This window comes from Pseudomonas sp. E315 (assembly GCF_055406205.1).
This window is the reverse complement of sequence record NZ_JBUZPJ010000012.1, coordinates 43,334-66,788: the sequence shown is the minus strand read 5'-3', so window position 1 is coordinate 66,788 and position 23,455 is coordinate 43,334. Positions and strand designations below refer to the sequence as shown.

Below are 23,455 nucleotides of genomic sequence, written 5' to 3'. Positions count from 1 at the left end.
TTTAAGGGAGCTTTCAGACACGCATGTTTGAGCACATTGATTTCAATTACTGGCTGACCACTTACGGCTATCTCGCCATCTTTATTGGGTGTCTGCTCGAAGGTGAAACCATTCTGATTCTGGGCGGTATGGCGGCTCATCAGCATGTTTTAGCGTTGTTGCCAGTGATCGGTTACGCCAGTCTGGCTGGCATGTTGGGTGATCAGGCACTGTTTTGGACTGGACGTTACTTTGGCGCTCGCCTGTTGCCGCGCTTGCATAAACAGCAGGCAACCATTGAGCACGTCACACAGCTCATTAATCAGCACCCAACGGTGTCCATATTTTCAGTGCGTTTTTTATACGGCATGCGTCTGGTAGGGCCGATGGTGATTGGAGCGTGTAAGGTTTCACCGCTTAAGTTCGCCTGCATCAATTTACTGGGCGCAGTGGTCTGGGCCGCACTGTTTGCCAGTGCAGGCTATTGGGCTGGGGAGTTTCTTGAAGGGCTGTTGGGTGACCTTAAACCTTATCGCTTGCCAATCGTAGTGTGCGTTATCGCATTGGTTGCGGCCTTCGCGCTGTATCGTCAGCTGCGGGCCAAAAAGCGTGCAGCGCTTAAGCAATTGTGACGGGCTTGCAGTTGCAAAAAATAAACGCGAAAGGCAAAGTCCAAGCACTCGGTTGCGAGATCAAGCCATTGGCCTAAGCTTTCGAAAAGCAGGCCAACGCTGTGATTCATAAGGTTTTGGACTGTAGGGCCATCGGTCCGCATGATGATTAAAAAGGAGGTCTGGATGTTTATCCGCTCACTGTTGCTCGCCGGTTTTTTCGTGACGGGTATTGCACACGCTGCCGAAGTGCCAAGCCCTTTGGATCAAGACGTCGGTAAAGCCCGCCCACTGATCATTGTTGCTCGAACGGATGCAGATCCAACACTGGTTAACTTGAAAAAAGCGTTGGATGAGCCAGCCAATCGGCAGGCCTTTAATGAACGCAACATGGTGCTTTATACAATTGTGGGGATTGTAGGCAAACGTGACGGTAAAGACCTGGACCCTCAATCCACCATGTCTCTTATTCGGGGTCTAAAGCCAGGCATGATCATTGATGACGCCAAAGTGATTTTGATCGGCAAAGATGGTGAGAAAAAAATTGAAAAAGTAGGCGCTGTGACCCCGGCAGAATTGTTTAAGACCGTTGACGAGTTACCTCAGCAAGAAAAAGACATCGCACCCGCTGTTGCTGAAGAAAGCAAACCAGTGGCTCCGGGCAAGGCTTCCAACGCCGTTAAACCGGCTAAAGCAGTCAAGGCGCTGGAGGATTAACGAGGTTAATGGACGCCCAAAAAAAGGCCCGCTGGGGGGCGGGCCAAGAGGGATTCACTAAAGGAGTGAGTTCAATTTAGGCCTCGGGATGTGAAGGTGATGTGAAAGCAATGTAGTGAAGTCAGAAGTTGCTCTGACTACAAAGTTTTATCTGCTGAAGGTTTAAGGGCTTTTGGCGCAACGTCACAAAATGTGTGCGGTAAAAATAGTTCGTAGCTGTAACGTAGTCCCGGCTAAACAATCCGATAGGGTGAGTTAACTCGCCCTTACCGTCGGATCAAATAATGCCATTTTCCCTTGAGTTGTTATCTGCCTTTGCGATGTTTGCGTTTGTTTCGTCCATTACACCGGGCCCTAACAACACCATGCTGCTGGCGTCTGGCGTTAACTTTGGTTTTCGCCGTACCGTTCCTCATGCCCTGGGTATTAGCTGCGGCTTTATGGTGTTGGTATTGGCCGTAGGTTTAGGGTTGGGCGGGGTATTTAAGGCCATGCCGATGGCCTACACGGTGTTGCGTTATGTGGGGGCAGCGTACTTGTTGTACTTGGCATGGAAAGTCGCGACTTCAGGGCCGCTGTCTACATCAGAGGCATCGCACGGCGAGCCGTTGGGGTTTTGGGGCGCTGCAGCGTTTCAGTGGGTCAACCCTAAGGCATGGGTAATGGCTGTCGGTGCAATCACCACTTACACCCCATCGCAGGGCTACATTACTAACGTTTTTGTCATCGCTATGGTCTTTGCACTCATTAACCTGCCCAGTGTGTGCGTTTGGGCAGGCTGTGGCAGCGCATTGCGCACAGTGCTGGCCAAACCTAAGTGGCTGATGGTCTTCAACCTGACTATGGCGCTTATGTTGGTGGCGTCGTTGTATCCCATTGTGTTCGAACATTAATCCAGAGCAGCAATATCGTTAAGCCACTCTTGATTGAGGGTTGTGCTGTCACCCAGATATTCCAGCAACCAGCTCATGGCCGGTGAGTGATTGTTTTGTGCCCACGCAATGCAAGATGGGCTGGGCGGGAAGGGGCGTTGCAAGTGCAGTTCAGTCAGTTGCCCCTGATCAATCAAAGGCTGGGCCAAATGTGCGGGCACCATACCCAGGCACAAACCATGACTCAGGCACGCCAATGCACTGGCCCAATCAGGCACCATCAAGCGGCGTTGGTTATCCAGCGTCCAGGTATCACGCTTGGGCAAGTTGCGTGAAGTGTCGTCCATGCACAACGAAGGATAAGGCCGCAGTTGTTCATCAGTGAGCAGGCCTTTGAGTGATGCCAGCGGGTGTTTCGGGCTGGCAACGCATAACCAGTGAAAAAGCCCCATGTCGCGAAAAGCAAAACTGCCTGCTACCGGTACTGCGCGGGTCGCACCAATCGCAATGTCGGTGCGGCCATCGACCAGCGCATCCCACACGCCGTTGTACACCTCGTATTGAACCAGCAGCTCCACGTCAGGGAAGTGTCGATAAAAGTCGAGCACCATTTGCGTGCAACGCGAGTGTTTGATGATGCAATCCACCGCCACGCGTAGCTGACCACTCCAGCCATTAGCGACTTGCTGACACATGCGTCGAGTGCCGAGCATTTTTTTCATCACGTCACGGGCTTCTTTAACAAACAGCTTGCCAGCCGGAGTTAGTTCAACATCACGGTGGCGACGCACAAATAAAGGCACGGCCAGCCATTGCTCCAATTGGCGAACGGTATAGCTGATGGCAGAAGGCACGCGGTGCAGCTCTTGTGCCGCACCACTGAAACTGCCGTGTCGGGCAACCGCGTCAATTACATCCAAAGAGTATTCAGACCACATCAAGTTGCCTTCAAATAAGTTGATGTCAATTGACAATTATTATCGCTTCACAAGCAAATGGTCAGATGGATAATGCCCGCCAGTCAACAAATTGTTTGATGGCAAGTATTTGGGTGTTCATGAAAAACTCTTTTGGTTTTACCTGTTATCTCGCCGGACTCAGCATGCTGGGCTACTTGGCGATGGATATGTACCTGCCAGCCTTTGGCACATTGCGCACAGAACTACAGCTTTCAGCGGGGGCAGTGGGTGCAAGCCTGAGCATTTTCTTGGCGGGATTTGCATTCGGGCAGCTGATTTGGGGGCCACTGTCTGACCGCATGGGCCGCAAGCCTGTGCTGCTAGCCGGGCTGTCGTTATTTGCCGTGGGTTGCCTGGGAATGTTGTGGGTCGAGAGTGCCGTGCTGATGCTAAGCGTGCGGTTTATTCAGGCCATTGGCATCTGTGCGGCGGCTGTGACGTGGCAGGCGCTTGTAATCGACCGTTATCCGGCAGACAAAGCGAACCGTGTGTTTGCCAGCATCATGCCGTTGATGGCGTTATCACCTGCACTGGCGCCTTTGTTAGGTGCGGTGTTGCTGGACCATTTGGGGTGGCAGGCTATTTTTGCGGCGCTCTTTGCGCTGGCTCTATTGTTGATAGTTCCTACGTTGTTGCTTAAAGAAAAACCGCGCCCAAGCACCACGTCAGTCAAGCCGCACGTGAGCTACTGGCAGTTGATTCGCTCGGCCAATTTCAGCGGCAATGTGATGATTTTCGCGGCCTGTTCGGCCAGCTTCTTTGCTTGGCTGACAGCGTCTCCGTTCATCCTCGGCGATATGGGGTATAGCCCGAACGACATTGGTTTGAGTTACGCCTTGCCCACGCTGGCCTTTTTACTGGGTGGCTACAGCTGCCGCAGTGCCCTGCAGCACATCAAGGGCCGTTCATTGCTGCCCTGGTTGTTACTGGCCTATTGCGCGAGCATGGTGGGGTTGTACGTCGTTGCAACACAAACCGAACCAACCCTGACCACGTTGCTGATTCCGTTTTGCTTGATGGCACTGGTTAATGGCGCAAGTTACCCGATTGTTGTGGCCAATGCGCTCATGCCATTTTCAGATAACTCCGGCAAAGCCGCAGCGTTGCAGAATACGCTGCAATTAGGGCTGTGCTTTCTGGCCAGTTTACTGGTGTCGACTTATATCAACCTTCCACTTCAAATAACTGTTGAAGTCATGCTTGCTTCGGCGCCACTGGCTGTCTTGGGCTATTTTATTCAGCGTCGAAAAGCAATCCCTGAAGGTCTGGCCACACGCTGAACCTCAATCTCGTACAAAAAGGCCGAACCCAGTGGCGCTGTGTTCGGCCTTTTAACGTCCGCCATCAAGCAACATCGACCAATACGATTTCACTGTCCTCGATAGCGGTAACGCTCAGCAGCGACTCTTGTGCAACTGCCACACCATCGCGAGCTTGAGCACGTAAACCATTGACTTCGATGACACCCGTTGCAGGCACGAGATAGGCCCGTCGGCCTTTTTCCAAACGGTATTCTGCGGTTTCTCCTGCTTTGAGATTGGCCGCAACCAATCGAGCATCAGCCCTGATGCGCAGGCTTTCGTGATCGCCGTCTTTGCCGCTGGCTAAGGTCACAAAGCCTTCACGCGAGCCTTTAGGAAATGGCTTTGCCCCCCACGAAGGTGCATCGCCTGCTTGATTCGGGATAATCCAAATCTGGAAAATCTTGGTCGGCGCAGCTTCCAGGTTGTATTCGCTGTGAGCGATTCCGGTGCCAGCGCTCATGACCTGTACGTCTCCCGCTTCGGTACGGCCTTTGTTGCCCAAATTGTCTTCGTGAGTGATCGCGCCTTCACGCACATAAGTGATGATTTCCATGTCGCGATGCGGGTGTTGCGCGAAGCCAGTACCCGGCGCAATGACATCATCGTTCCACACCCGCAAGTTGCCCCAGTGCATGCGTTTTGGGTCATGGTACTGCGCGAACGAAAAGTGATGATGGGCGTCCAACCAACCGTGGTGTGCGCCGCCCAGAGTCGCGAAGGGTCTGAGTTCGAGCATGATTGTTCTCCTGTTCAGGTTTACTGTGACAACAGATACCCGGTTGATGATGTGGGCCATTCTCCATCAGGAACATATCGACAAAAAGATTAAAAAATACGTTAAAACAATCGAATAAATAGATTATCAGGCGTGTGAGTGCCACGGTGTTTACGTTCACAAGGTGTTCTAAACAGCTGATGCTCAAGCAATTAGCTAGAAGTCTGGACGCAATGGAGCGACCATAGCGCATCCACCCCGACAGCCTCATACCCTGGAGTCAGCGTGCCGCAACACAATTCCGAATTGCCTGCCGAACTTGTCCCCGTTACCCAATTACCTTTGCTCAAACGTTTAGCCGCCAGATTATTTGGCAGTGGCTTAAACCGTTTGCAGGCGCAGCATGCAGCGTCATGGTTGCATGGGCAGGCCGATGGTTTTCGCAGCGGGCACAGCGCCGGAGTCGAATATGGCTTTCAAGAAGGGCATGCCGAAGGGTTGGAACAAGGCCAGCAAGTGCTCTTGATCAGCGATAAACGGCCTCAAACCCCAAGTGCACCCGGTGTTGACGATGACTTATTTGATGACTGGCGCTTGCCGTTAAGCCCTGAGTTGAAAAAACTGATCAAGGCCGATGTAGCCGCACGCTTGCCTGAATACGCGCAACCGAGTGCTGCGCAATGGAAGATGATTTTCAGTGATACCCCCTCAACGTCGGTTGTGGCGGGAGCGGGGGCCGGCAAGTCGACCTCGCTGGTGTTGCGCATTTTGCTGCTCAAGCACTACCTGGGGTTTGAACTCAGCTCAATGACGGTGGTGACCTTCACTCGGGAATCGCGTAAGGACTTCATCACCAAGTTAGTGGAGATCTTCGCCCTTTGGGGGCACACGCTGCCCCTTAAGGAAGCTCGCGAGGTGGTGCGCACATTCCACTCACGCATTCTGCCAATGGTGCGCAGCTTGCCGGGTTACAGCCAGTTGCAGGCCTTTGAAACCCTCAACACGCGTAACTTGCAGGGCGATGACGACACTGACAGCAACCCCTTTGATTTGCGCATTAATGATGCCCAGCGCCATCAGTTAAACGCCTGCTACCACCGTCTTTACTCTAGCAATGAGCGTTTTCGTGAAACGCTGGCTCCTCTTTGTCGACACGCTTTACAGCTCAAAGAACTTGAGCGTGAACACCCCGATGTGCAAAAGCGCATGGCGGTGACAGAGCTTGCCGCCAAGCGTGACGAGGAGCTGTGCGACACCTTGGAGGACTTATGGTTTGCAGCGGGGGCGTGGCCCATCAATGGGATCGAGCCCAATCGGCAAACAGTCGAAATCAATGGCGCGTTGTTTCATTGCCACGGCTATATCCCCGCGCTGGATGCTTGGGTGGTTCTGGGGTTTGACCCACGCGAGAGCGCTAACTTGAGTCGCCCTAATGCCAAGTTGAGCGTGCGTGCCGAGTGGGCTGTCAAGCGAACGCTGTTTCGAGCTTTTTGCAATAAGCCATTGATTTGGTTAGAAACCTATGACGACGCGAAGCGCATTGTTTCTTCATTAGGTGAAGACGCAAGTTCAGGGCCTGGCTTTGATTACAAGATTAAAGGCGAGTTGAGTTCGGCGCCGTTATTGGACTGCTTTGTGGCAGCCGCCGGTTTTATCGAGAACCTGGGCCTGGACGTGGCCGCAGCCGTAGCAGGCATGCGCTTTGCCAAGGACGATCCTGACCGTTTTTTCTTTGAAGCCTTGAGTTTGTTTTGGCGCGCTCTGGAAGATCACTTGCTTGGGCTGTCGCCCCCAGTCATGACCTATAACCGCATGTTCTCTCTGTTTGGAGAAAACACCCCACAAAACTTCAAATTACTGAGCCACGAGCAGTTGCGCCCGTTGTCGCACTTGATGATTGACGAGTTTCAGGATGTGTCGCCGCAAATCGTGTCATGGCTGCGTGCCAGCTTGCGTGAGATCCGCAGTCGTGGCCCGGCAATGCACGTTGGGCGTGCGGCCCAGCGCTCTTCCTTACTGTGCGTGGGGGATGACTGGCAATCAATCTACGGTTGGCGCGGCAGTTCACCCAAGTATTTTATGGCGTTCAACAAAGAGTTCGTTTCGCCTGCCACCACGCGGGTGATGCTCAGTGACAACTACCGTAGCCATCAGCACATCATTGATGCTGCCGAACACATTGTGCGTGCGGCCCCGGCCATTGCGGGCAAGCGCGCCAAGGCCAGTGGAGAGCCCAAAGCCTTGCTGCCCGTGCATGTGCTCAACCGGGACGATCAAGACTTGGCGGCCCGCTTGATTGAGCACTACAACGCTGGCGACAGCGTATTAATGTTGTTTCGAAAAAGTAGCGACAAGCTATTGATAGAAAAGGAAATTCAATCTTTAATTAATGTTGATTCTAACTTGGCGCCTGAACTTCGCAGGCTCAAGTTACTGACTTATCACAGCGCCAAGGGCTTGCAAGCCGATGCCGTATTTTTGCTGGGTGACTGTCAGCATCTGACGTCTTCGCCTTATAAAAATCAGGTGTACCGCATTGCCGGTCTGGCCAAGGACGGTGACCCTGAGTCGTACGACAGTGCGCAGAAGGACGAAATTTTACGATTGGCGTACGTCGGCATTACCCGCGCAGTGAAGCATTGTTATTGGTATGTAGAGAGTCAGGACGCGCAAGGGCCGAATATCCCGCGGGCCTCTGAACGTATCCCTAAAGGGAAGGCGTTCTTTGAGGACCTGCGTGCGGTAAATGTAGACGTCAACTGAGGCGGTGCGAGCGCGGGCAAGCCGCGCTCCAAGCAGGCTAGGCCAAGGCCTGCCAAGTCGCTGGCGGCACGAAACTCTCGAGTTCGTCCTCCACGGCTTGAATGATGCGCCCAACTTCCATGGCACTCATCACGGTTGAGCACGGAATGCCGGCGATGGCGATCATCGTCTCGCCGCTGGCCCTGTCAAACAGCCGGGCAATCATGCTTCCCGGCGCGTCCATGGTCGCCTCAAAGCCCATTGGGTGAAAATGCCAACGCATCAGTTGGCACGCGTTTGGAAAGGTAACTTTGTTGATATTGCCCACCTGGTTCATAAGAGCGCTTCCTTTAGCTCACAGTAGGGACAGCCAGTCGTCTAACCCGGCCATGTGTGTTTGCGACAATTTCGTGTTTAAACCTAGCACCCCAAGTGCATCACGCTAAGCCTTTTCTTGGTTTGAGGTGGGATGTTTGGTCGGTTTTTGATGCAAATCATGCACTGAAGCGATTTAGCGTGCGCCATTTCACGTTTGTGCACTGTCGCACCTTGCCCATCGGGCATTGAAGCAAGCGCTCAAACTAGGCACTCTCAGTTTTTTGTTTTCGAGCAAATTATGTCAGTCCCCGATGACGGCCCCGAACAAACCCAGGCCACCCGCGAAACCGTTATGCGCTACCACTTGTGCTGGAAGCATCGGGATCTGGATGGGGTGATGGCGCTTTATCACCCGCAGGTGCGGTATCACGATTTTTTTCAGAACCGGGTCATGGTGCATGATGAGCTGCGTGAGTACGTGCAACTGAGCATGCCAAGGGATCCAGATGAAGCGCTTGAGCACAGTGACCGCATCCGTATCGATGGCAATACGGCATTCATTCAGTACCGCATGACGTTGCGCGGCAGCCAAGGATTGGTGTCATTTAGAGCCAGTGAAGCCATCACCGTACGAGATGGCTTGGTGTGGCGCGTCAATGAGTATGCTTCGCTGGTGCATGAAGCACCGCTCAATGCAGAACGCGCCTCACCCTTGCGTCCGGCAGTCAGTCGTCTTGGTTTGTCAGCCCGGCAGTTGAGCTTTATGGCCCAAGACCTGCAGAGTTATTTCGAGCAGCAGCAACCCTACCTTGACCCTGAATTGGACTTGCAACAAGTGGCCAACGCCTGTGGCTATACGCGCAACCAGATGTCCTATTTGCTCAATCAAGTCTTGGGGCAAAGCTTTTACCGGTATGTGAACCAAGCCCGTTTGCGCCATGTGCTGACAACGCTGGAGGCGTCAGCCTCGACGATCAAAATCGATGATTTGGCCTTTTCGGCGGGGTTTAACTCTATTTCTGCCTTTTACAGCTGCTTTCGCCAGCACACAGGTCAATCGCCCAAGGCTTACGCCAAACAAATTTCTTTGCGGGTACGCACGCAAGACGCCCCTTGAAGCCAAACGCTAGGATCGGCCCATTCTTGAAACAGTGTGGAGTCGGCAATGCCAGCATGGCGCGCAATCAGCTTATGGATGGATCAACAGGACGATCTTACGCCGCGAGCATCGCTGGAGCATGACCTCGATGTTGACGTGGCCATCATTGGTGCTGGCTATACCGGGCTTTGGACGGCGTATTACCTCAAGCAACATGCGCCTGAATTAAGCATTGCCATCGTTGAGGCCCAAACCGCAGGGTTTGGTGCCTCCGGGCGCAACGGCGGCTGGCTGATGGGCAACTTGTTAGGAGAAGACCGCCTGCTTGCAGGCTTGTCGCCGGAGGAGCGGCGGACGTCGTTTGAATTACTTCACGGCATTCCTGATGAAGTGAAGCGCGTCATCGAGCATGAGGGCATTGAGTGTGACTACCGCAAGGGCGGCGCACTGTACTGCGCAGCGCGTTATCCGGAGCAAGAAACCAGCTTGCGCCAGTATCTGGCCGGGCTATACGCCCAAGGTTTGAACGAATCCGACTATCACTGGCTTAGCCCTGACCAACTTGCCCGCCAGCTCCGCGTGGCCAAGCCCTATGGCGCAATTTTCACCCCGCATGTGGCAACCCTTCACCCAGCCAAGTTGGTTCGCGGGCTGGCCCGAACAGTTGAGCGCATGGGTGTGCAACTGTTTGAGCAAAGCCCCGTCACCCATTGGCAATCGGGCAGTGTGCGCACAGCCAAAGCACAGGTACGCAGCCGCTGGGTAGTACCTGCCGTTGAAGGTTATGCCAATACCTTGGCCCCTTTGGGGCGCTATCAATTACCGGTACAGAGTTTGTTGATCGCCACCGAACCCTTGTCAGTAGCTACGTGGGATGGCATCGGGCTGTCACAAGGGCAAGCCTTCAGCGAAAGCAGCCGCCAAGTTACCTACGGCCAGCGCACCGCTGATAACCGGTTGGTATTTGGCGCTCGGGGCGGCTACCAGTTTGCGGGGCGGCTGCGCCATGACTTCGACCTGAGCCAAAGTGAAATTGAGCTGCGTCGCTACTTGTTTGGCGAGTTGTTTCCTCAGTTGCAAAGCGTGCCCATCAGTCATGCGTGGGGTGGCAATTTGGGCATGTCGCGGCGCTTTCATCCACACATGCTCTGCGATCGCCAACAGGGCATTGCCTTGGCCGGTGGTTACGGCGGAGAAGGCGTGGGGGCTAGCCATTTGGGCGGACGAACCTTGGCCGATCTGATCTTGCAGCGTGACACCCTTGAGGCCAAGCAGCCCTGGGTGCTGACTGAAGGGGGGCTCAAGGCGCTCAAAAGCTGGGAGCCTGAACCCTGCCGCTGGCTGGGCTACAACGCGATCATTCGCAGCTTTGTGTACGAAGACCAAACCTTGGCAAACCCAAACAGCGCACGCTGGCGTCGGATATTCGCCAGCCGTTTGGCCGGTTTTATGGAAGGTTTAATGCGCTAACCCAACCCTACGTGGATCAGGAAAATCACATGAGCATCACTCAGTTCAAAAACACCGGCCATGTCGTGCTGGATGAGTCGGCCCCAGTGGCGGTGCCCCTGGGCCATCCGGTCGCCATCACCTCTGTGACCTGTGTTGAGCGCAACGATGGCGTCGAAACCGGTATTTGGCAATGCACGCCCGGACGCTGGCGACGCCAGATTGTGGCGCAAGAGTTCTGTCACTTCATTCAAGGGCGCTGCACCTTCACCCCGGACGAGGGCGAGCCACTGACCATAGAAGCGGGCGATGCACTGATGTTGCCTGCCAATAGCACCGGCATCTGGGATATCCAGGAAACCGTGCGCAAGACTTATGTATTGATCCTTTGATCGCCGAAACCTGCCGATAAAAACAGCTGCTCACAATACGCAAGGAATCGAATCATGATCCGTATGACCCTGTTACCTCTGATGCTCGCCGGTACCCTGTGTCAGGCTGGCGAAACCGTAAAAATCTATAACTGGTCGGACTACATTGCGCCTGACACGCTGAAGAACTTTGAGCGTGATACCGGCGTTGGTTTCAGCTACGACGTTTACGACAGCAACGAAACCCTGGACGGCAAGTTGATGACCGGCAACTCGGGGTATGACGTGGTGTTTCCGTCCAACCACTTCATGGCGCGACAGATTCAGGGTGGGGCGCTGAAAAAACTCGACAAGAGCCAGCTACCGAACTGGAAGAACCTCAATCCGGTATTGCTCAAAGCGCTGCAAGCCAACGATCCAGGTAACGAACATGGCTTCCCTTATCTGTGGGGCAGCACCGGAATCGGTTACAACATCGCAAAAGTTAAAGCAGTGCTGGGGGATGATGCTCCCGTCGACTCTTGGGATTTGATCTTCAAACCCGAAAACATGGAAAAACTCAGCAAGTGTGGCGTGGCGATTCTGGACAACGGCCCCGAAGTACTACCCGCCGCACTGAATTATCTGGGGTTGCCCCACCACAGCAAGAACCCGGCAGATTACAAAAAAGCGGAAGAGCTGCTACTCAAGGTCCGCCCTTACATCAGCTACTTTCACTCGTCCAAGTACACCAGCGACTTGGCCAACGGCAATATCTGTGTAGCGGTGGGGTTCTCTGGTGACATTCTGCAAGCTGAAACCCGAGCCAAAGAAGCTAAAAATGGGGTCGACATAGGCTATTCAATCCCCAAAGAAGGCGCAGCCATCTGGTTTGACATGGTCGCCATGCCCGCGGATGCGCCCGATGAAAAAGCAGCGTACAGCTTTATGAATTACTTGCTGCGCCCGGACGTGATGGCCGGGATCAGCAACTACGTGCATTACGCCAATGGCAATGAGCAGGCCGACGCGTTGGTCAACCCTGAAATCAAGGCTGACACCAAGGTGTATCCAACCCCTGCAATGATGGACACATTGTTTGCACTGGAGGCCATGCCGCTGAACATCGACCGCACCCGCACGCGGGTGTGGACCAAAATCAAGGCCGGTAACTGATTACCTTAGCGCTTGCGGATTAACCAAGTTGGCCGGGCGCTCGCCCGCCAACGCGGCCAGTAGGTTATCCACGGCGCAGCGTGCCATCGCTTCACGGGTTTCAATGGTGGCTGAGCCGATATGCGGCGTGGCCACCACGTTATCCAGTTGCAGCAGGGGTGAGGCAGGGTCCAAAGGCTCTCGCTCAAACACATCCAGCCCTGCACCGCGAATCTGGCCTTGTTGCAAGGCGTGAATCAAAGCAGCTTCGTCGACCACCTTGCCCCGAGAAATGTTGATGAAGATGCTGTCGGGGCGCATCAGTGCCAATTGTTCTGCGCCGATTAACCCTTCAGTTTCGGCCGTGAGCGGCAATGTCAAGCACACAAAATCAGCTTCTTGGAGCAAAGCGTTCAGGCTGCGGTAGTGCGCGCCAAAACGTGCTTCAACCGCAGGTTTGGGCGATTGACTGTGATAGATCACCGGCATCCCAAAGCCAAAGTGCCCACGCTGAGCTAAAGCCTCACCAATGCGGCCCATGCCGATAATGCCCAGGGTTTTACCGTGAACATCGGTGCCAAAATGCTCCGGGCCGATGTTTTTTTGCCACTGGCCGTTGCGCACACGGGTCGCCAACTCGACGACACGCCGGGCACTGGCCAGAATCAGGGCAAAACCCGTATCAGCGGTGGTCTCGGTGAGTACGTCCGGGGTATTGGTGAGCAGGATTTTGCGCTCGGTAAGGTAGTCGATGTCGTAGTTATCGACACCAACAGACACGCTGGCAATGGCTTCTAGCTGTGGCGCCAAATCCAGCAGATGGGCGTCAAGCTTAAGGCTGGCGCCCAGCAAACCTTGAGCCTGAGGCAGGGCCGCTCGCAGTTGATTGAGCCCTTGCGCATCAAGACGCTCGATCAGCGTGACCTGAGCCTTGTCTTGCAAGCGCTGCATCAGCGCGTCCGAGAGTTTCTTGTAGAGCACGACGTGTTTTTTCAAGGGGGTCACCGCTATTGAAATCAAGAATGGGCAAGACGCTGAGCGCCCTGAAGTTTGGGCGCTGCCGGGTTTTTGGCCGTGGGCTTAAGCATCAGAGTGAGCAGCACTGAAATCAGCAGTGCGCCACTCATCAGCAGGTAAGACGCTCCCGGCGAGCCCGTTTCGCTGTTCAAGTAACCCACCAAATATGAGCCAGAAAACGATCCCAAAGCGCCCATGCTGTTGATCAACGCCATTGCGCCGCCCGCCACGTTGGAGGGCAGAATTTCCGGGATGATGGCAAAAAATGGGCCGTACGGCGCATACATACAGGCCCCGGCAATCACCAGCAGCGCGTAAGACCACCAAAAGTGTTCAGCACCCAAGGCGTAGGACCCGTAGAAGGCGATGGACGCGATCAACAGGGGTGGCCAGACGAAGCGTTTGCGCTTTTGCAGTTTGTCCGAACCCCACGACACACCCAGCATCGCGATGACCGCCGCCAGATAGGGCAGAGCCGAAAGCCAGCCGGCCTCGATCATGTCCATGTGTGCGCCTTGCTTGAGGATCGAGGGCAGCCACAATACAAAGCCGTAAACGCCAATGCTCCAGCAGAAGAACTGCAATGCCAGCAAGATGACTTTGGGTGAGCGGAACGCGGCGGCGTAGTTTTTAACTGGGGTCATGCCGACTTGTTCTGCATCCAATGCGCTTTGCAGGTCTTGCTTCTCTTGTGTGCTCAGCCATTTGGCTTCGCTAGGCCGATCATCCGCCAGTCGCCACCAAATGAACGCCCAAAGCACAGCAGGCAGCCCTTCGACAATAAACATCCAACGCCAGCTGTAATGCTGCACCAAATAGCCTGAAACCACGGACATCCACAGCATGGTGACGGGATTACCAAGGATCAGAAACGTATTGGCCCGTGAACGTTCAGCACGGGTGAACCAGTGGCACAAATACACCAGCATGGCGGGCATGACAGCGGCTTCAACAACCCCGAGCATGAAACGGATCACGATCAGTGTGTAGGCGTTGGACACCACACCCGTGAGTGTCGCCAAGCTGCCCCAGAGAATCAGGCTGACGAAAATCAGCTTTTTAACGCTGTTTTTCTGAGCGTAGAGCGCGCCAGGCACTTGAAAGAAGAAATACCCGAGAAAGAACAGCGCCCCCAGTAACGATGACAAGCCGGGGGTGATATTGAGGTCTTCAGCCATCCCGGAGGCCGCGGCGAAGCCATAGTTGGCGCGGTCCAGGTAAGCCAGGCTGTAGGTGATAAACACGATCGGCATGATGTACCACCACCGACGGGCAGCGAGTTTTAGCGTTTGCATAACGGTGCTCCTGAGCTTGTTGTTTTTGTCGCAGCAGGTAACGGTTGAGCTGAGTTACAGGGTTGAGGGGTGAATCAATGAACCGCCGCTCGCGCAAGCGATGCGCTGTACTCAACGAGTTCGTCACGGGTTGGCAGGCCTTCCATGTCTCCACGACTTTGCACGGCACGGCTGCCGATCCAGTTGCCGCGCTGTACAGCTTGAGCAAAGCCGCAGTTTTCCAGCAGTGCGCTGATCACGCCCACGGCAAAACCATCCCCTGCGCCGACGGTGTCAACGATGTGTTCGACGGGCACCGCAGGTACGAAGCTTTCGACTTGGGCCGTGCGATAAAACGCACCCTTGGCGCCCAGTTTGATGATGACCGCCTCGGCGCCTTGATCCAGATAGAACGCGGCAATGTCGCTTGGGTCGTCATAGCCAGTCAGCAACCGGCCTTCATTTATACCGGGCAGCACCCAGTCGGCGTGAGCGGCGAGGGCATTAATGTCACGGATCATCTGCGTCTCGCTGGCCCATAACGACGGTCGCAAGTTAGGGTCGAACGATACGCTGCGTCCGGCAGCTCGCATTGACTGCATCAGCTCGAACGACAATTCGCGGCAACTGTCGGACAACGCTGGCGGGATCCCGGTGGCATGCAAATGCCCGGCGCTCAACAGCTGTGGCGTGATAACGGAGCAGTTCAGGTGGCTGGCGGCCGAGCCGCGACGAAAATATTCCACCTGCGGATCACTGCCATCATCGACGCGAGACTTGAACTGAAAACCGGTGGGGTGCTGCGGATCAATCGCCACCTGCTGACAATCAAGCCCTTCAGCTTGCAACGCATTGAGCACAAAACGCCCGAGTGAGTCATCGCCGACCCGACTCAGCCACGCCACATTGAAACCCAAACGAGCCAGACCAATTGCTACGTTGCTGTCGGCCCCGGCAATACGTTTATGAAATCGCTCGACCTGCGCAAGATCACCCGTGTGTTCAGCCACCAACATGGCCATCGTTTCGCCAAAGGACAGTACATCCACCTTAGACATGGCTCAGTTCCTGTTGTGCATGGGTCAGTTGCGCCAGAACAGCGACGTGCTCTCTGGTCAGCCGGTTCAAGTCGGTGCCTTGTAACGGGTATTCAATGGCGCGAGTCAGGCCTTGAGGCATGTGGTTCATCAGTTGTTGCCACATTTGCAAGTCGGTGGCGGTCGGAGGCGTGGCAATCAACTTGCCATCGGGACGTCGGGCCACGCCCTTGCAATGCAGATAGGTCACGTACCGTCCTAACAGACGCGCGGCAGTACTCGCCGATTGGTCTTGCCACTGCCAATTGCCAATGTCGAACGTCATGCTGATTGGCACTTGCAGTTGGTCTACCTTGTCGAAGAACCGTTGCAGCGGCTCAATTCGCCCACCTTGGGAGGTTTGATCGTTCTCCACCAGTAACCGAACGGGCTGCTGGCTCAGGCATGCCGCCAGGTTGCTCAAATCGCAGTGCTCCGTGAAGTAGCCCAGAGACACTTTCAACCAGGTTGCGCCGAAAGCATGAGCCCGCTGCAAAGTGTTTAGCAACTGTGGGTTAGGGCGCGTTTGCCCGGCGTCCCACAGTTCGAGCGGTGAAGAAAACACGCACTCAAGACCGTACTCATTAATGAGCTGGCTAATCGTTAGCGGGTCTTCGTTGGTCAGTAGCTCTTCGCGCAGCTCGATGCGCGTTACGCCGGCGCCGGCCAGCAATTCAACAAAGCTGCCTTGCCCACACTGGCGTACCGAGTCGGCGCCATAGCTGGACAGACTGATGGAAACGGGAAATGTCGTCATTGTTATTAACCCCTGAAACCGGTTTCATTTTTTGTTAGGCAAAAGGCTTGGCTCACCGATCAAGGTTTTGCCAGCCGTAAAAAATCAGGCAATAGCGCGCTGGGTAGAGCCGCGAATAATCAACTGCGCGGAGAAGTTCAGCGCCCTGGCAGGGGCTTTGTCGCCCCCCAAACGTTCGAGCAGGCAATCAACGGCGCTGGCGCCAATGTGCTGAGTAGGTTGGGCGAGGGCGGTGATGCCGCTGCCGACCAAGGGGAACCACTCCAGGTCATCCAACGCAATTAAACCCACGTCCTCAAACAAGCGACACCTCAGCGCACGTAACACATGAGTACACGCCAGTGCCGCCACCCCGTTGGCACAAAACAGTGCCTTAGGGCCAGCGCCGGGTGTTTGCAGGAAGGCTTGAATCCGGGCGTGCAGTTGCGAACCGGTTTCTACCACTGAACCGCTCAAGGTCGGACGTTGCGCCACTTGGGTAGTGAAACTGTTGATTCGCTCGACACGCGAACTGGTGCCATCAGCCGGCTCACTGACCATTAGCAGATCGCGAAAGCCCTGCTGTTGAAGATGCTCCAACGCCATGTGCACAGCCCCCGGATTATCGAGGCCCACCAGATCGGTGTGCAGTTGTTCGACGTTGCGGTCAATCAGCACGATGGGCATTTCCTGATGCAGTGCTTGCAACGCATCAGGATGATGGCCGAGGGTATTAAGAATCAGCCCTTCGATGTTGTAAGAACGCAGGGCGGCAAGGTGTTGGCGCTCTTGTTCGTCGTTGCGGTCGGTGTTGCACACAACCAGGTTAAAACCATGCTGACGGCAGGCGGTTTCGACACCGTGCATCACGGCAATGGAATAGGGGTTCAGAATATCGGCCACCAACATGCCGATGAGCCGTGTACGGCCACGCTTAAGGCCTCGGGCCATTTGGTTGGGGCGATAGCCCAATTCCTCAATTGCACGCTCAATACGCTGGGCAATTGCTTGGGACAGCAGCGCGCGGTCCTCGCCAATAAAGCGCGACACACTGGCTTTGGAAACGCCAGCACGCTGGGCAACATCCTGCATGGTGACGCGAGAGCGCTGAGCGGCAGAAAAACTGTTCACGGCCTGAAACCTTTTATTTGAGTTATCGCAGGCGGTTTCGCGAGAGACGCTGAAACCGGTTTCAGGAAAACTCAAATCACCTAGGCCGTCAAGTGACAATTGTCGGGGTGGGTTTGAAGCTGTTGTTCAAGTGCCTCGGCCATTGAACAGATACTGAGCGTTGTGGCGGTTGACGAAACGCTGTTGCGCCAGCACTTACCGCATCAATGATGTCAGTTGCGCGTTGGGAGGTTTGGTTGCGGGTTTACACCCTCGCGCAAATTAGAGCCGTTAGCAGATTAGACGCCTCTACAACGTATGCAAATGCGACATTTACGTGTTGAAAAACTCAGTCGAAGTTTAATTGTTTGCACTCCCCCTAATGTTGGAGGGCACATGTTCGTTTAAATGACGGCCTGTCTTTAAATGATCTATCCACAAAGGGTTTATATAAATATTTATAAATAGGGGGCTGTTGATGCTTCAGCAAACCTTCAGACTGATTGGTCAGTTGTTGGACGGTGCGCTCAACGTTCAACTTGTATGCTTATTCCTGTGAAGAATAACGCCATTGCCTGCGCACACATATGAAAAATCATTTCTTCGAAAGGCCTAATGTTTTCGGACACTTAGAGGAATATGTCATTTTGACGTCAAAATAGTGCTGGACGAGATATTTCATGGTGTGTCAATTTCGCCTCGCCATATACGGCGAGTGATAGGACGATCTCGCCATGGGATCGTCTTTTTTTGACAAAAACTTCTCATTTGATAAACAAGGAAGTGTTTACATGTCGAAGCTTAAAGAGAAAGCGGCACTGTCCGTTAATCAGGACCAGTCGATTAGCGGCGTCAGTTCTGCCTTCACGCAGATTGATAACTTCAGCCATTTTTATGATCGCGGCGATCATTTAGTTAATGGCAAACCGTCGTTCACTGTCGATCAGGTCGCTGACCAATTGACGCGCAGTGGTGCGAGCTGGCACGACCTTAACGGCGATGGTGTTATCAACCTCACCTACACGTTCCTGACTGCGCCACCACCGGGTTATGCCATGCGTGGGCTTGGGACTTTCAGCCAATTCTCCTCCCTGCAAAAAGAGCAGGCCAAGCTGTCTCTGGAGTCTTGGGCTGACGTGGCCAAAGTGACGTTTACCGAGGGCCCGGCGTCCCGTGGCGATGACGGTCACATGACCTTCGCCAACTTCAGTGCAAGTAATGGCGGTGCCGCATTTGCCTACTTGCCAAACAGCTCGCGTAAAGGTGAGTCGTGGTACTTGATCAATAGCCAATATGACGTCAACAAAACCCCAGGGGAAGGCAACTACGGTCGTCAAACCCTGACCCATGAAATTGGCCACACCCTTGGCCTGTCACACCCAGGTGACTACAACGCCGGCAACGGCAACCCAACTTATCGGGATGCGGTTTATGGCGAAGACACCCGCGCCTACAGCGTTATGAGCTATTGGAGTGAAAGCAATACCGGTCAGCATTTCACCAAAACCGGCGAAGGTGCATACGCATCAGCTCCGTTGCTGGATGACATTGCGGCAGTGCAGAAACTCTACGGCGCCAACCTTGAAACCCGTGCTGACGACACCGTTTATGGGTTCAACTCCACGGCTGACCGCGATTTCTACAGTGCGACTTCGGCCAGCGACAAGCTGATTTTCTCGGTATGGGACGGCGGCGGTAATGACACGCTGGACTTCTCCGGCTTTAGCCAAAACCAAAAAATCAACCTTACAGCGGGCTCGTTCTCGGACGTTGGCGGCATGACAGGGAACGTGTCGATCGCCCAAGGCGTCACCATCGAGAACGCCATTGGCGGTTCAGGCAACGACCTGTTGATCGGCAATAACGCTAACAACGTGCTCAAAGGCGGTGCCGGTAACGACATCATCTACGGCGGCGGCGGGGCGGACACACTGTGGGGCGGCACAGGGGCTGATGTGTTTGTATTTGGCGCAGTGTCTGACTCCGCGCCTCATGCAGCCGACATCATCATGGACTTCCAGAGCGGCCTCGACAAAATCGACCTCTCGGCGATCACCAATGCCAAGGGGCTGAACTTTGTTAACGCATTCACTGGTCGTGCAGGCGAAGCCATTGTCAGCTATGACAAGGCCAGCAATCTGGGGCATCTTGAAGTCGACTTCAGCGGTCACGCTATTGCCGACTTCCTGGTGAATACTGTGGGGCAAGTGGCGACTTACGACATCGTCGTTTAAGCAGGCCTACACATGAGCAGCGCGCAAGCGCTGCTCTCTGCCCACCTCGGAGCACTCATGACAGCATCCGGTTTTTTCAAAGTAATGGGCTGTGTCGCCACATTGCTGACCTTCAACGCAGAGAGCGCTATGGCAAATTCCTTACTGCTACTAAGCCCCGCGCAGTTGGCGGGTGGTTGGACGTTCTATTCACAAGACAATCCAGCACAGACGTGTACGGTGCAGTTGTTGGCTGAGAACAAATCCTTCGGCCCAGAAGTAAAGTGCTTGGCGTCTTGGTTGGGGCAAGTGCCTGTTAGTTGGACACCCACACCCGACGGCGTATTTTTTATAGATAAAAAAGGCACGGATATAGTGCATATGAATCGTACTGAAGCCGATATCTATGAGGCACGGCTCACGTCAGGAAAAGTTTTACGCATGAAGCGTAAAAGAAAACCGTGAATAGTGGGTTGGCGAGTTTAGCCCTTCGAGGCCACACACAATAAAACAGTAAGGCCTCAAAACTACGGATCAGATGCGCGCAATGAAGCGCGAGCATTGACTGTGCCAGTAACGTTGCTGTTTTTACGCCTGACAAGTTGTTCAGGGGAACAGCCTTTGGCCGTTATCAACGCGAGCAATCGATCAAGGAAGATTCATGAAGCGACTCAAAAGCAATCCCGTCGCACCTTTAATCCATGCGCTGGGTGACTATAAGAACATATTGATCAGCGTTGGCTGTTTTACCGCCTTGATCAATATTTTGATGTTGGTTCCTTCGATTTACATGCTGCAGGTGTATGACCGAGTCTTGTCTTCGCAAAACAAAACCACATTAGCGATGTTGTCGTTGATGGTGGTGGGGTTCTTTATCTTTATTGGCACACTTGAAACCGTGCGTAGTTTTATCGTTATTCGCATTGGTAGCCAATTGGAGCGGCGATTCAACAAGCAGGTGTATCGCGCAGCATTCGAGCGCAATTTGTTCAGTGGTCAGGCCCACGCTGGGCAGGCGTTGGGTGACTTGACCCTGATTCGACAATTTGTAACAGGGCCCGCGTTGTTCGCCTTTTTTGATGCCCCGTGGTTTCCGGTCTATCTGTTTGTGATTTTTATGTTCAATACCTGGCTGGGTATGTTCGCCACGGCAGGCGCCGTGCTGTTGATTGGCCTGGCGTGTGTCAACGAGATCATGACGCGCAAGTCGTTGAGTTTGGCCAGCGTTTACTCCCAGCAATCCAGCCAATTGGCCACCAGCCATCTGCACAACGCCGAAACTATTCAGGCTATGGGCATGCTAGGTGTGTTGCGCAAACGCTGGTTTGACGTGCACTCACGTTTTTTGGTTGAGCAAAACAACGCAAGCGATACAGGTGCAGTCATTGGCTCGGCGAGTAAAACCTTACGCTTGTGCTTGCAGTCCTTGGTGCTGGGCTTAGGTGCCTTGCTGGTCATTCAGGGCGATATGAGTGCAGGCATGATGATTGCCGGTTCGATATTGATGGGCCGCGTCTTGAGCCCCATCGATCAACTGATTGCTGTCTGGAAGCAATGGAGTTCGGCAAAAATGGCCTATCAACGATTGGATAGCCTGCTGCGTGAACACCCTGTGACTGAAGACAACATGGCTTTGCCTGCCCCCAACGGTCAGGTGAGCTTCGAGCACGTGAGTGCGGGCCCGCCGGGCAAATCAATACCGACGTTACATCACCTGAGTTTCAGTCTTGGCGCTGGAGAAGTGTTGGGCGTATTGGGCGCTTCCGGCTCTGGCAAGTCGACATTGGCCCGCGTACTGGTAGGCGTATGGCCAACGTTGGCCGGGACGGTTCGTCTTGATGGTGCCGATATTCATCAATGGAACCGTGATCAACTGGGCCCTTACATCGGCTACTTGCCACAGGACATTGAGTTGTTCAGCGGCACCATTGCCGAAAATATCGCGCGGTTTCGCGAAGCTGACCCACTGCAAGTGGTCGCAGCCGCTCGCCAGGCTGGGGTTCACGAGATGATCCTGCGCCTGCCTCAGGGCTATGACACGCTGCTGGGCGATGATGGCAGTGGCCTGTCAGGCGGGCAAAAACAGCGCGTGGCGTTGGCTCGGGCGTTGTATGGGAGCCCGAGCCTGTTGGTGCTCGACGAGCCTAATTCCAATCTGGATGCCGTTGGCGAAGCAGCGCTGAGCAGCGCGATTGCTCAACTCAAGGCACAAGGTCGAACCGTGATATTGGTGACCCATCGCGCTTCATCGTTGGGTCAGGCTGACACGTTACTAGTGCTCAATGAAGGTCAGGCCCAAGTGTTCGGCCCGCGTGACGATGTGCTCAAAGCGTTGTCAGCCGCACAACAACAGCAACAGGCCGCCCATCACGGCGCGGCTGTCGGTTTGAATCGTCAGAACCAGCCGCAGGCCCAGAGTTCTGGCGCATGAGCAAGGACGCCAACATCATGAAACCAACCCATCAATCGCCACGTCAGGAACGCGGGGCGGGATTTTATGCACGGCTCGGCTGGGTACTGACCATCGTCGGTGCGGGCAGTTTTTTTGCGTGGGCCAGTTTGGCGCCACTGGATGAAGGCATTCCCGTACAAGGTACGGTGGTTGTGTCTGGCAAGCGCAAGGCTGTGCAATCGCTCGGGGCCGGGGTGGTCAGTCAGATTCTGGTACGTGAAGGGCAATCAGTCAGGCAAGGGGAGCCGTTGTTTCGTCTGGATCAAACCCAAGTCCAAGCTGATGTGCAATCGTTGCGGGCACAATACCGTATGGCGTGGGCCAGTTTGGCGCGCTGGCAAAGTGAGCGCGATAACCTGCAACAGGTGAGTTTCCCGGCTGAGTTGAGCCACGACCCCGACCCGCGTTTGGCTTTGGTTCTCGAAGGTCAGCAACAACTTTTCAGCAGCCGGCGTGAAGCATTCGCCCGCGAACAAGCAGGGCTCAAAGCCAGTATTGAGGGCGCCACTCAACAGCTATCCGGCATGCGCCGGGCACGAGGCGATCAACTGGCGCAAGCCGACTCCTTACGCCAACAACTGAGCAATTTGCGGCCATTGGCTGAAAACGGCTACATCCCGCGCAATCGCTTGATGGAGTACGAACGTCAACTGTCGCAAGTGCAGCAAGACTTGGCCCAAAGCACGGGGGAAAGTGGGCGTATTGAGCAAGGCATTCTTGAGTCCCGCCTCAAGCTGGCCCAGCACATTGATGAGTATCAAAAAGAAGTGCGCAGCCAGTTGGCCGAGGCTCAGCTCAAGAGTTTGACGTTGGAGCAACAGCTAACCTCCGCAGGCTTTGATCTGCAACACAGCGAAATAAACGCCTCGTCTGATGGCATTGCCGTGAATCTGGGCGTGCACACTGAAGGCGCTGTGGTACGAGCCGGAGAAACCTTGCTAGAAATCGTGCCGCAGGGCACGCGGTTGGAAGTAGAAGGGCGCCTGCCGGTCAATTTGGTGGACAAAGTAGGCAGCCAATTGCCCGTAGACATCCTGTTTACTGCATTCAACCAAAGCCGCACACCCCGGGTAACAGGAGAGGTCAGTCTGATTTCGGCGGACCAGATGCTCGATGAAAAGACCGGTATGCCGTACTACGTGCTGCGCAGTTCGGTCAGTGATCTGGCGTTGGAGCAACTTAATGGTTTAGTGATCAAACCCGGCATGCCCGCTGAGATGTTTGTGCGCACCGGCGAGCGCTCGTTGCTCAACTACCTGTTTAAACCACTGTTGGATCGCGCAGGTTCTGCGTTGACTGAGCAATAG

The 23,455-nt window shown here is 54.5% G+C and carries 21 protein-coding genes; 13 read left to right on the top strand and 8 right to left on the bottom strand.

All coding sequences use genetic code 11. The features are described 5' to 3' along the window. Positions 1-23 precede the first annotated feature (23 nt). The 3 genes from ACZRJQ_RS16690 to ACZRJQ_RS16680 all read left to right on the top strand — a co-directional run bounded on the left by ACZRJQ_RS16690 (position 24) and on the right by ACZRJQ_RS16680 (position 2,200). On the top strand, positions 24-611 hold the full coding sequence (locus ACZRJQ_RS16690; protein WP_463979427.1) for a DedA family protein: 588 nt from the start codon (positions 24-26) through the stop codon (positions 609-611). Between the two features lie 165 nt (positions 612-776). Next, positions 777-1,307 carry a DUF4174 domain-containing protein gene (locus ACZRJQ_RS16685; RefSeq protein WP_463979426.1) on the top strand — a complete coding sequence of 177 codons (531 nt, stop codon included), beginning with the start codon at positions 777-779 and terminating at the stop codon, positions 1,305-1,307. 284 nt (positions 1,308-1,591) lie between these two features. Further along, positions 1,592-2,200, top strand: coding sequence for a LysE family translocator (locus ACZRJQ_RS16680; protein ID WP_463979425.1), 609 nt, complete (start codon positions 1,592-1,594; stop codon positions 2,198-2,200). On the opposite strand, the gene punR is transcribed toward ACZRJQ_RS16680, so the two are convergent. Then, positions 2,197-3,117 (bottom strand): DNA-binding transcriptional activator PunR, encoded by a 921-nt coding sequence (punR, locus tag ACZRJQ_RS16675; protein WP_463979424.1) that lies wholly within the window; start codon positions 3,115-3,117, stop codon positions 2,197-2,199. The genes ACZRJQ_RS16680 and punR overlap by 4 nt on opposite strands. A gap of 119 nt (positions 3,118-3,236) precedes the next feature. On the opposite strand from punR, the gene punC reads away from it, so the two are divergent. Next, entirely contained in the window at positions 3,237-4,418 is a 1,182-nt protein-coding gene (gene punC / locus ACZRJQ_RS16670; protein WP_463979423.1) for a purine nucleoside transporter PunC, read from the top strand. Positions 4,419-4,482: 64 nt separating this feature from the next. Here the strand turns inward: punC and ACZRJQ_RS16665 are convergent, their stop codons facing one another. After that, entirely contained in the window at positions 4,483-5,178 is a 696-nt protein-coding gene (locus ACZRJQ_RS16665) for a pirin family protein (RefSeq protein WP_463979422.1), read from the bottom strand. A gap of 264 nt (positions 5,179-5,442) precedes the next feature. On the opposite strand from ACZRJQ_RS16665, the gene ACZRJQ_RS16660 reads away from it, so the two are divergent. Beyond that, the gene (locus tag ACZRJQ_RS16660) at positions 5,443-7,920 is read left to right on the top strand and encodes a UvrD-helicase domain-containing protein (protein ID WP_463979421.1); all 2,478 of its coding nucleotides are present in this window, start codon (positions 5,443-5,445) and stop codon (positions 7,918-7,920) included. Positions 7,921-7,957: 37 nt separating this feature from the next. On the opposite strand, the gene ACZRJQ_RS16655 is transcribed toward ACZRJQ_RS16660, so the two are convergent. After that, positions 7,958-8,236 (bottom strand): DUF1652 domain-containing protein, encoded by a 279-nt coding sequence (locus tag ACZRJQ_RS16655; protein WP_463979420.1) that lies wholly within the window; start codon positions 8,234-8,236, stop codon positions 7,958-7,960. A gap of 279 nt (positions 8,237-8,515) precedes the next feature. Here ACZRJQ_RS16655 and ACZRJQ_RS16650 point away from each other — a divergent pair, with 279 nt between their 5' ends. From ACZRJQ_RS16650 to ACZRJQ_RS16635, 4 genes are read left to right on the top strand one after another with little or no spacing between them, the layout of a single operon-like run. After that, positions 8,516-9,334 (top strand): helix-turn-helix domain-containing protein, encoded by an 819-nt coding sequence (locus ACZRJQ_RS16650; protein WP_463979419.1) that lies wholly within the window; start codon positions 8,516-8,518, stop codon positions 9,332-9,334. 48 nt (positions 9,335-9,382) lie between these two features. Beyond that, positions 9,383-10,786 (top strand): NAD(P)/FAD-dependent oxidoreductase, encoded by a 1,404-nt coding sequence (locus ACZRJQ_RS16645; protein ID WP_463979418.1) that lies wholly within the window; start codon positions 9,383-9,385, stop codon positions 10,784-10,786. Positions 10,787-10,815: 29 nt separating this feature from the next. Further along, positions 10,816-11,157 carry a cupin domain-containing protein gene (locus ACZRJQ_RS16640; protein WP_463979417.1) on the top strand — a complete coding sequence of 114 codons (342 nt, stop codon included), beginning with the start codon at positions 10,816-10,818 and terminating at the stop codon, positions 11,155-11,157. A gap of 54 nt (positions 11,158-11,211) precedes the next feature. Continuing rightward, positions 11,212-12,291, top strand: a complete 1,080-nt coding sequence (locus ACZRJQ_RS16635) for a polyamine ABC transporter substrate-binding protein (protein WP_463979416.1) — start codon at positions 11,212-11,214, stop codon at positions 12,289-12,291. On the opposite strand, the gene ACZRJQ_RS16630 is transcribed toward ACZRJQ_RS16635, so the two are convergent. From ACZRJQ_RS16630 to ACZRJQ_RS16610, 5 genes are all read right to left on the bottom strand, one after another. Then, positions 12,292-13,266, bottom strand: coding sequence for a 2-hydroxyacid dehydrogenase (locus tag ACZRJQ_RS16630; protein WP_463979415.1), 975 nt, complete (start codon positions 13,264-13,266; stop codon positions 12,292-12,294). It abuts the gene before it with no gap. 20 nt (positions 13,267-13,286) lie between these two features. After that, positions 13,287-14,582: an MFS transporter gene (locus ACZRJQ_RS16625; RefSeq protein WP_463979414.1), complete on the bottom strand. Its 1,296-nt coding sequence runs from the start codon at positions 14,580-14,582 to the stop codon at positions 13,287-13,289. Between the two features lie 74 nt (positions 14,583-14,656). Then, positions 14,657-15,619: a sugar kinase gene (locus ACZRJQ_RS16620; RefSeq protein WP_463979413.1), complete on the bottom strand. Its 963-nt coding sequence runs from the start codon at positions 15,617-15,619 to the stop codon at positions 14,657-14,659. Further along, positions 15,612-16,394, bottom strand: a complete 783-nt coding sequence (locus ACZRJQ_RS16615; protein WP_463979412.1) for a sugar phosphate isomerase/epimerase family protein — start codon at positions 16,392-16,394, stop codon at positions 15,612-15,614. The genes ACZRJQ_RS16620 and ACZRJQ_RS16615 overlap by 8 nt, the downstream gene beginning before the upstream one ends. Positions 16,395-16,478: 84 nt before the next feature. Then, positions 16,479-17,504, bottom strand: coding sequence for a LacI family DNA-binding transcriptional regulator (locus ACZRJQ_RS16610; protein WP_463979411.1), 1,026 nt, complete (start codon positions 17,502-17,504; stop codon positions 16,479-16,481). A 770-nt stretch (positions 17,505-18,274) separates the two neighbouring features. Between ACZRJQ_RS16610 and ACZRJQ_RS16605 the strand changes: the two genes are divergently transcribed. The 4 genes from ACZRJQ_RS16605 (at position 18,275) to ACZRJQ_RS16590 (ending at position 23,455) form a co-directional block, all read left to right on the top strand. Further along, positions 18,275-19,717 (top strand): serralysin family metalloprotease, encoded by a 1,443-nt coding sequence (locus ACZRJQ_RS16605; RefSeq protein WP_463979410.1) that lies wholly within the window; start codon positions 18,275-18,277, stop codon positions 19,715-19,717. A 12-nt stretch (positions 19,718-19,729) separates the two neighbouring features. Further along, positions 19,730-20,161 carry an AprI/Inh family metalloprotease inhibitor gene (locus ACZRJQ_RS16600; RefSeq protein ID WP_463979409.1) on the top strand — a complete coding sequence of 144 codons (432 nt, stop codon included), beginning with the start codon at positions 19,730-19,732 and terminating at the stop codon, positions 20,159-20,161. A gap of 196 nt (positions 20,162-20,357) precedes the next feature. Further along, positions 20,358-22,127 (top strand): type I secretion system permease/ATPase, encoded by a 1,770-nt coding sequence (locus tag ACZRJQ_RS16595; RefSeq protein ID WP_463979408.1) that lies wholly within the window; start codon positions 20,358-20,360, stop codon positions 22,125-22,127. Further along, positions 22,124-23,455: an HlyD family type I secretion periplasmic adaptor subunit gene (locus ACZRJQ_RS16590; RefSeq protein WP_463979407.1), complete on the top strand. Its 1,332-nt coding sequence runs from the start codon at positions 22,124-22,126 to the stop codon at positions 23,453-23,455. The genes ACZRJQ_RS16595 and ACZRJQ_RS16590 overlap by 4 nt, the downstream gene beginning before the upstream one ends.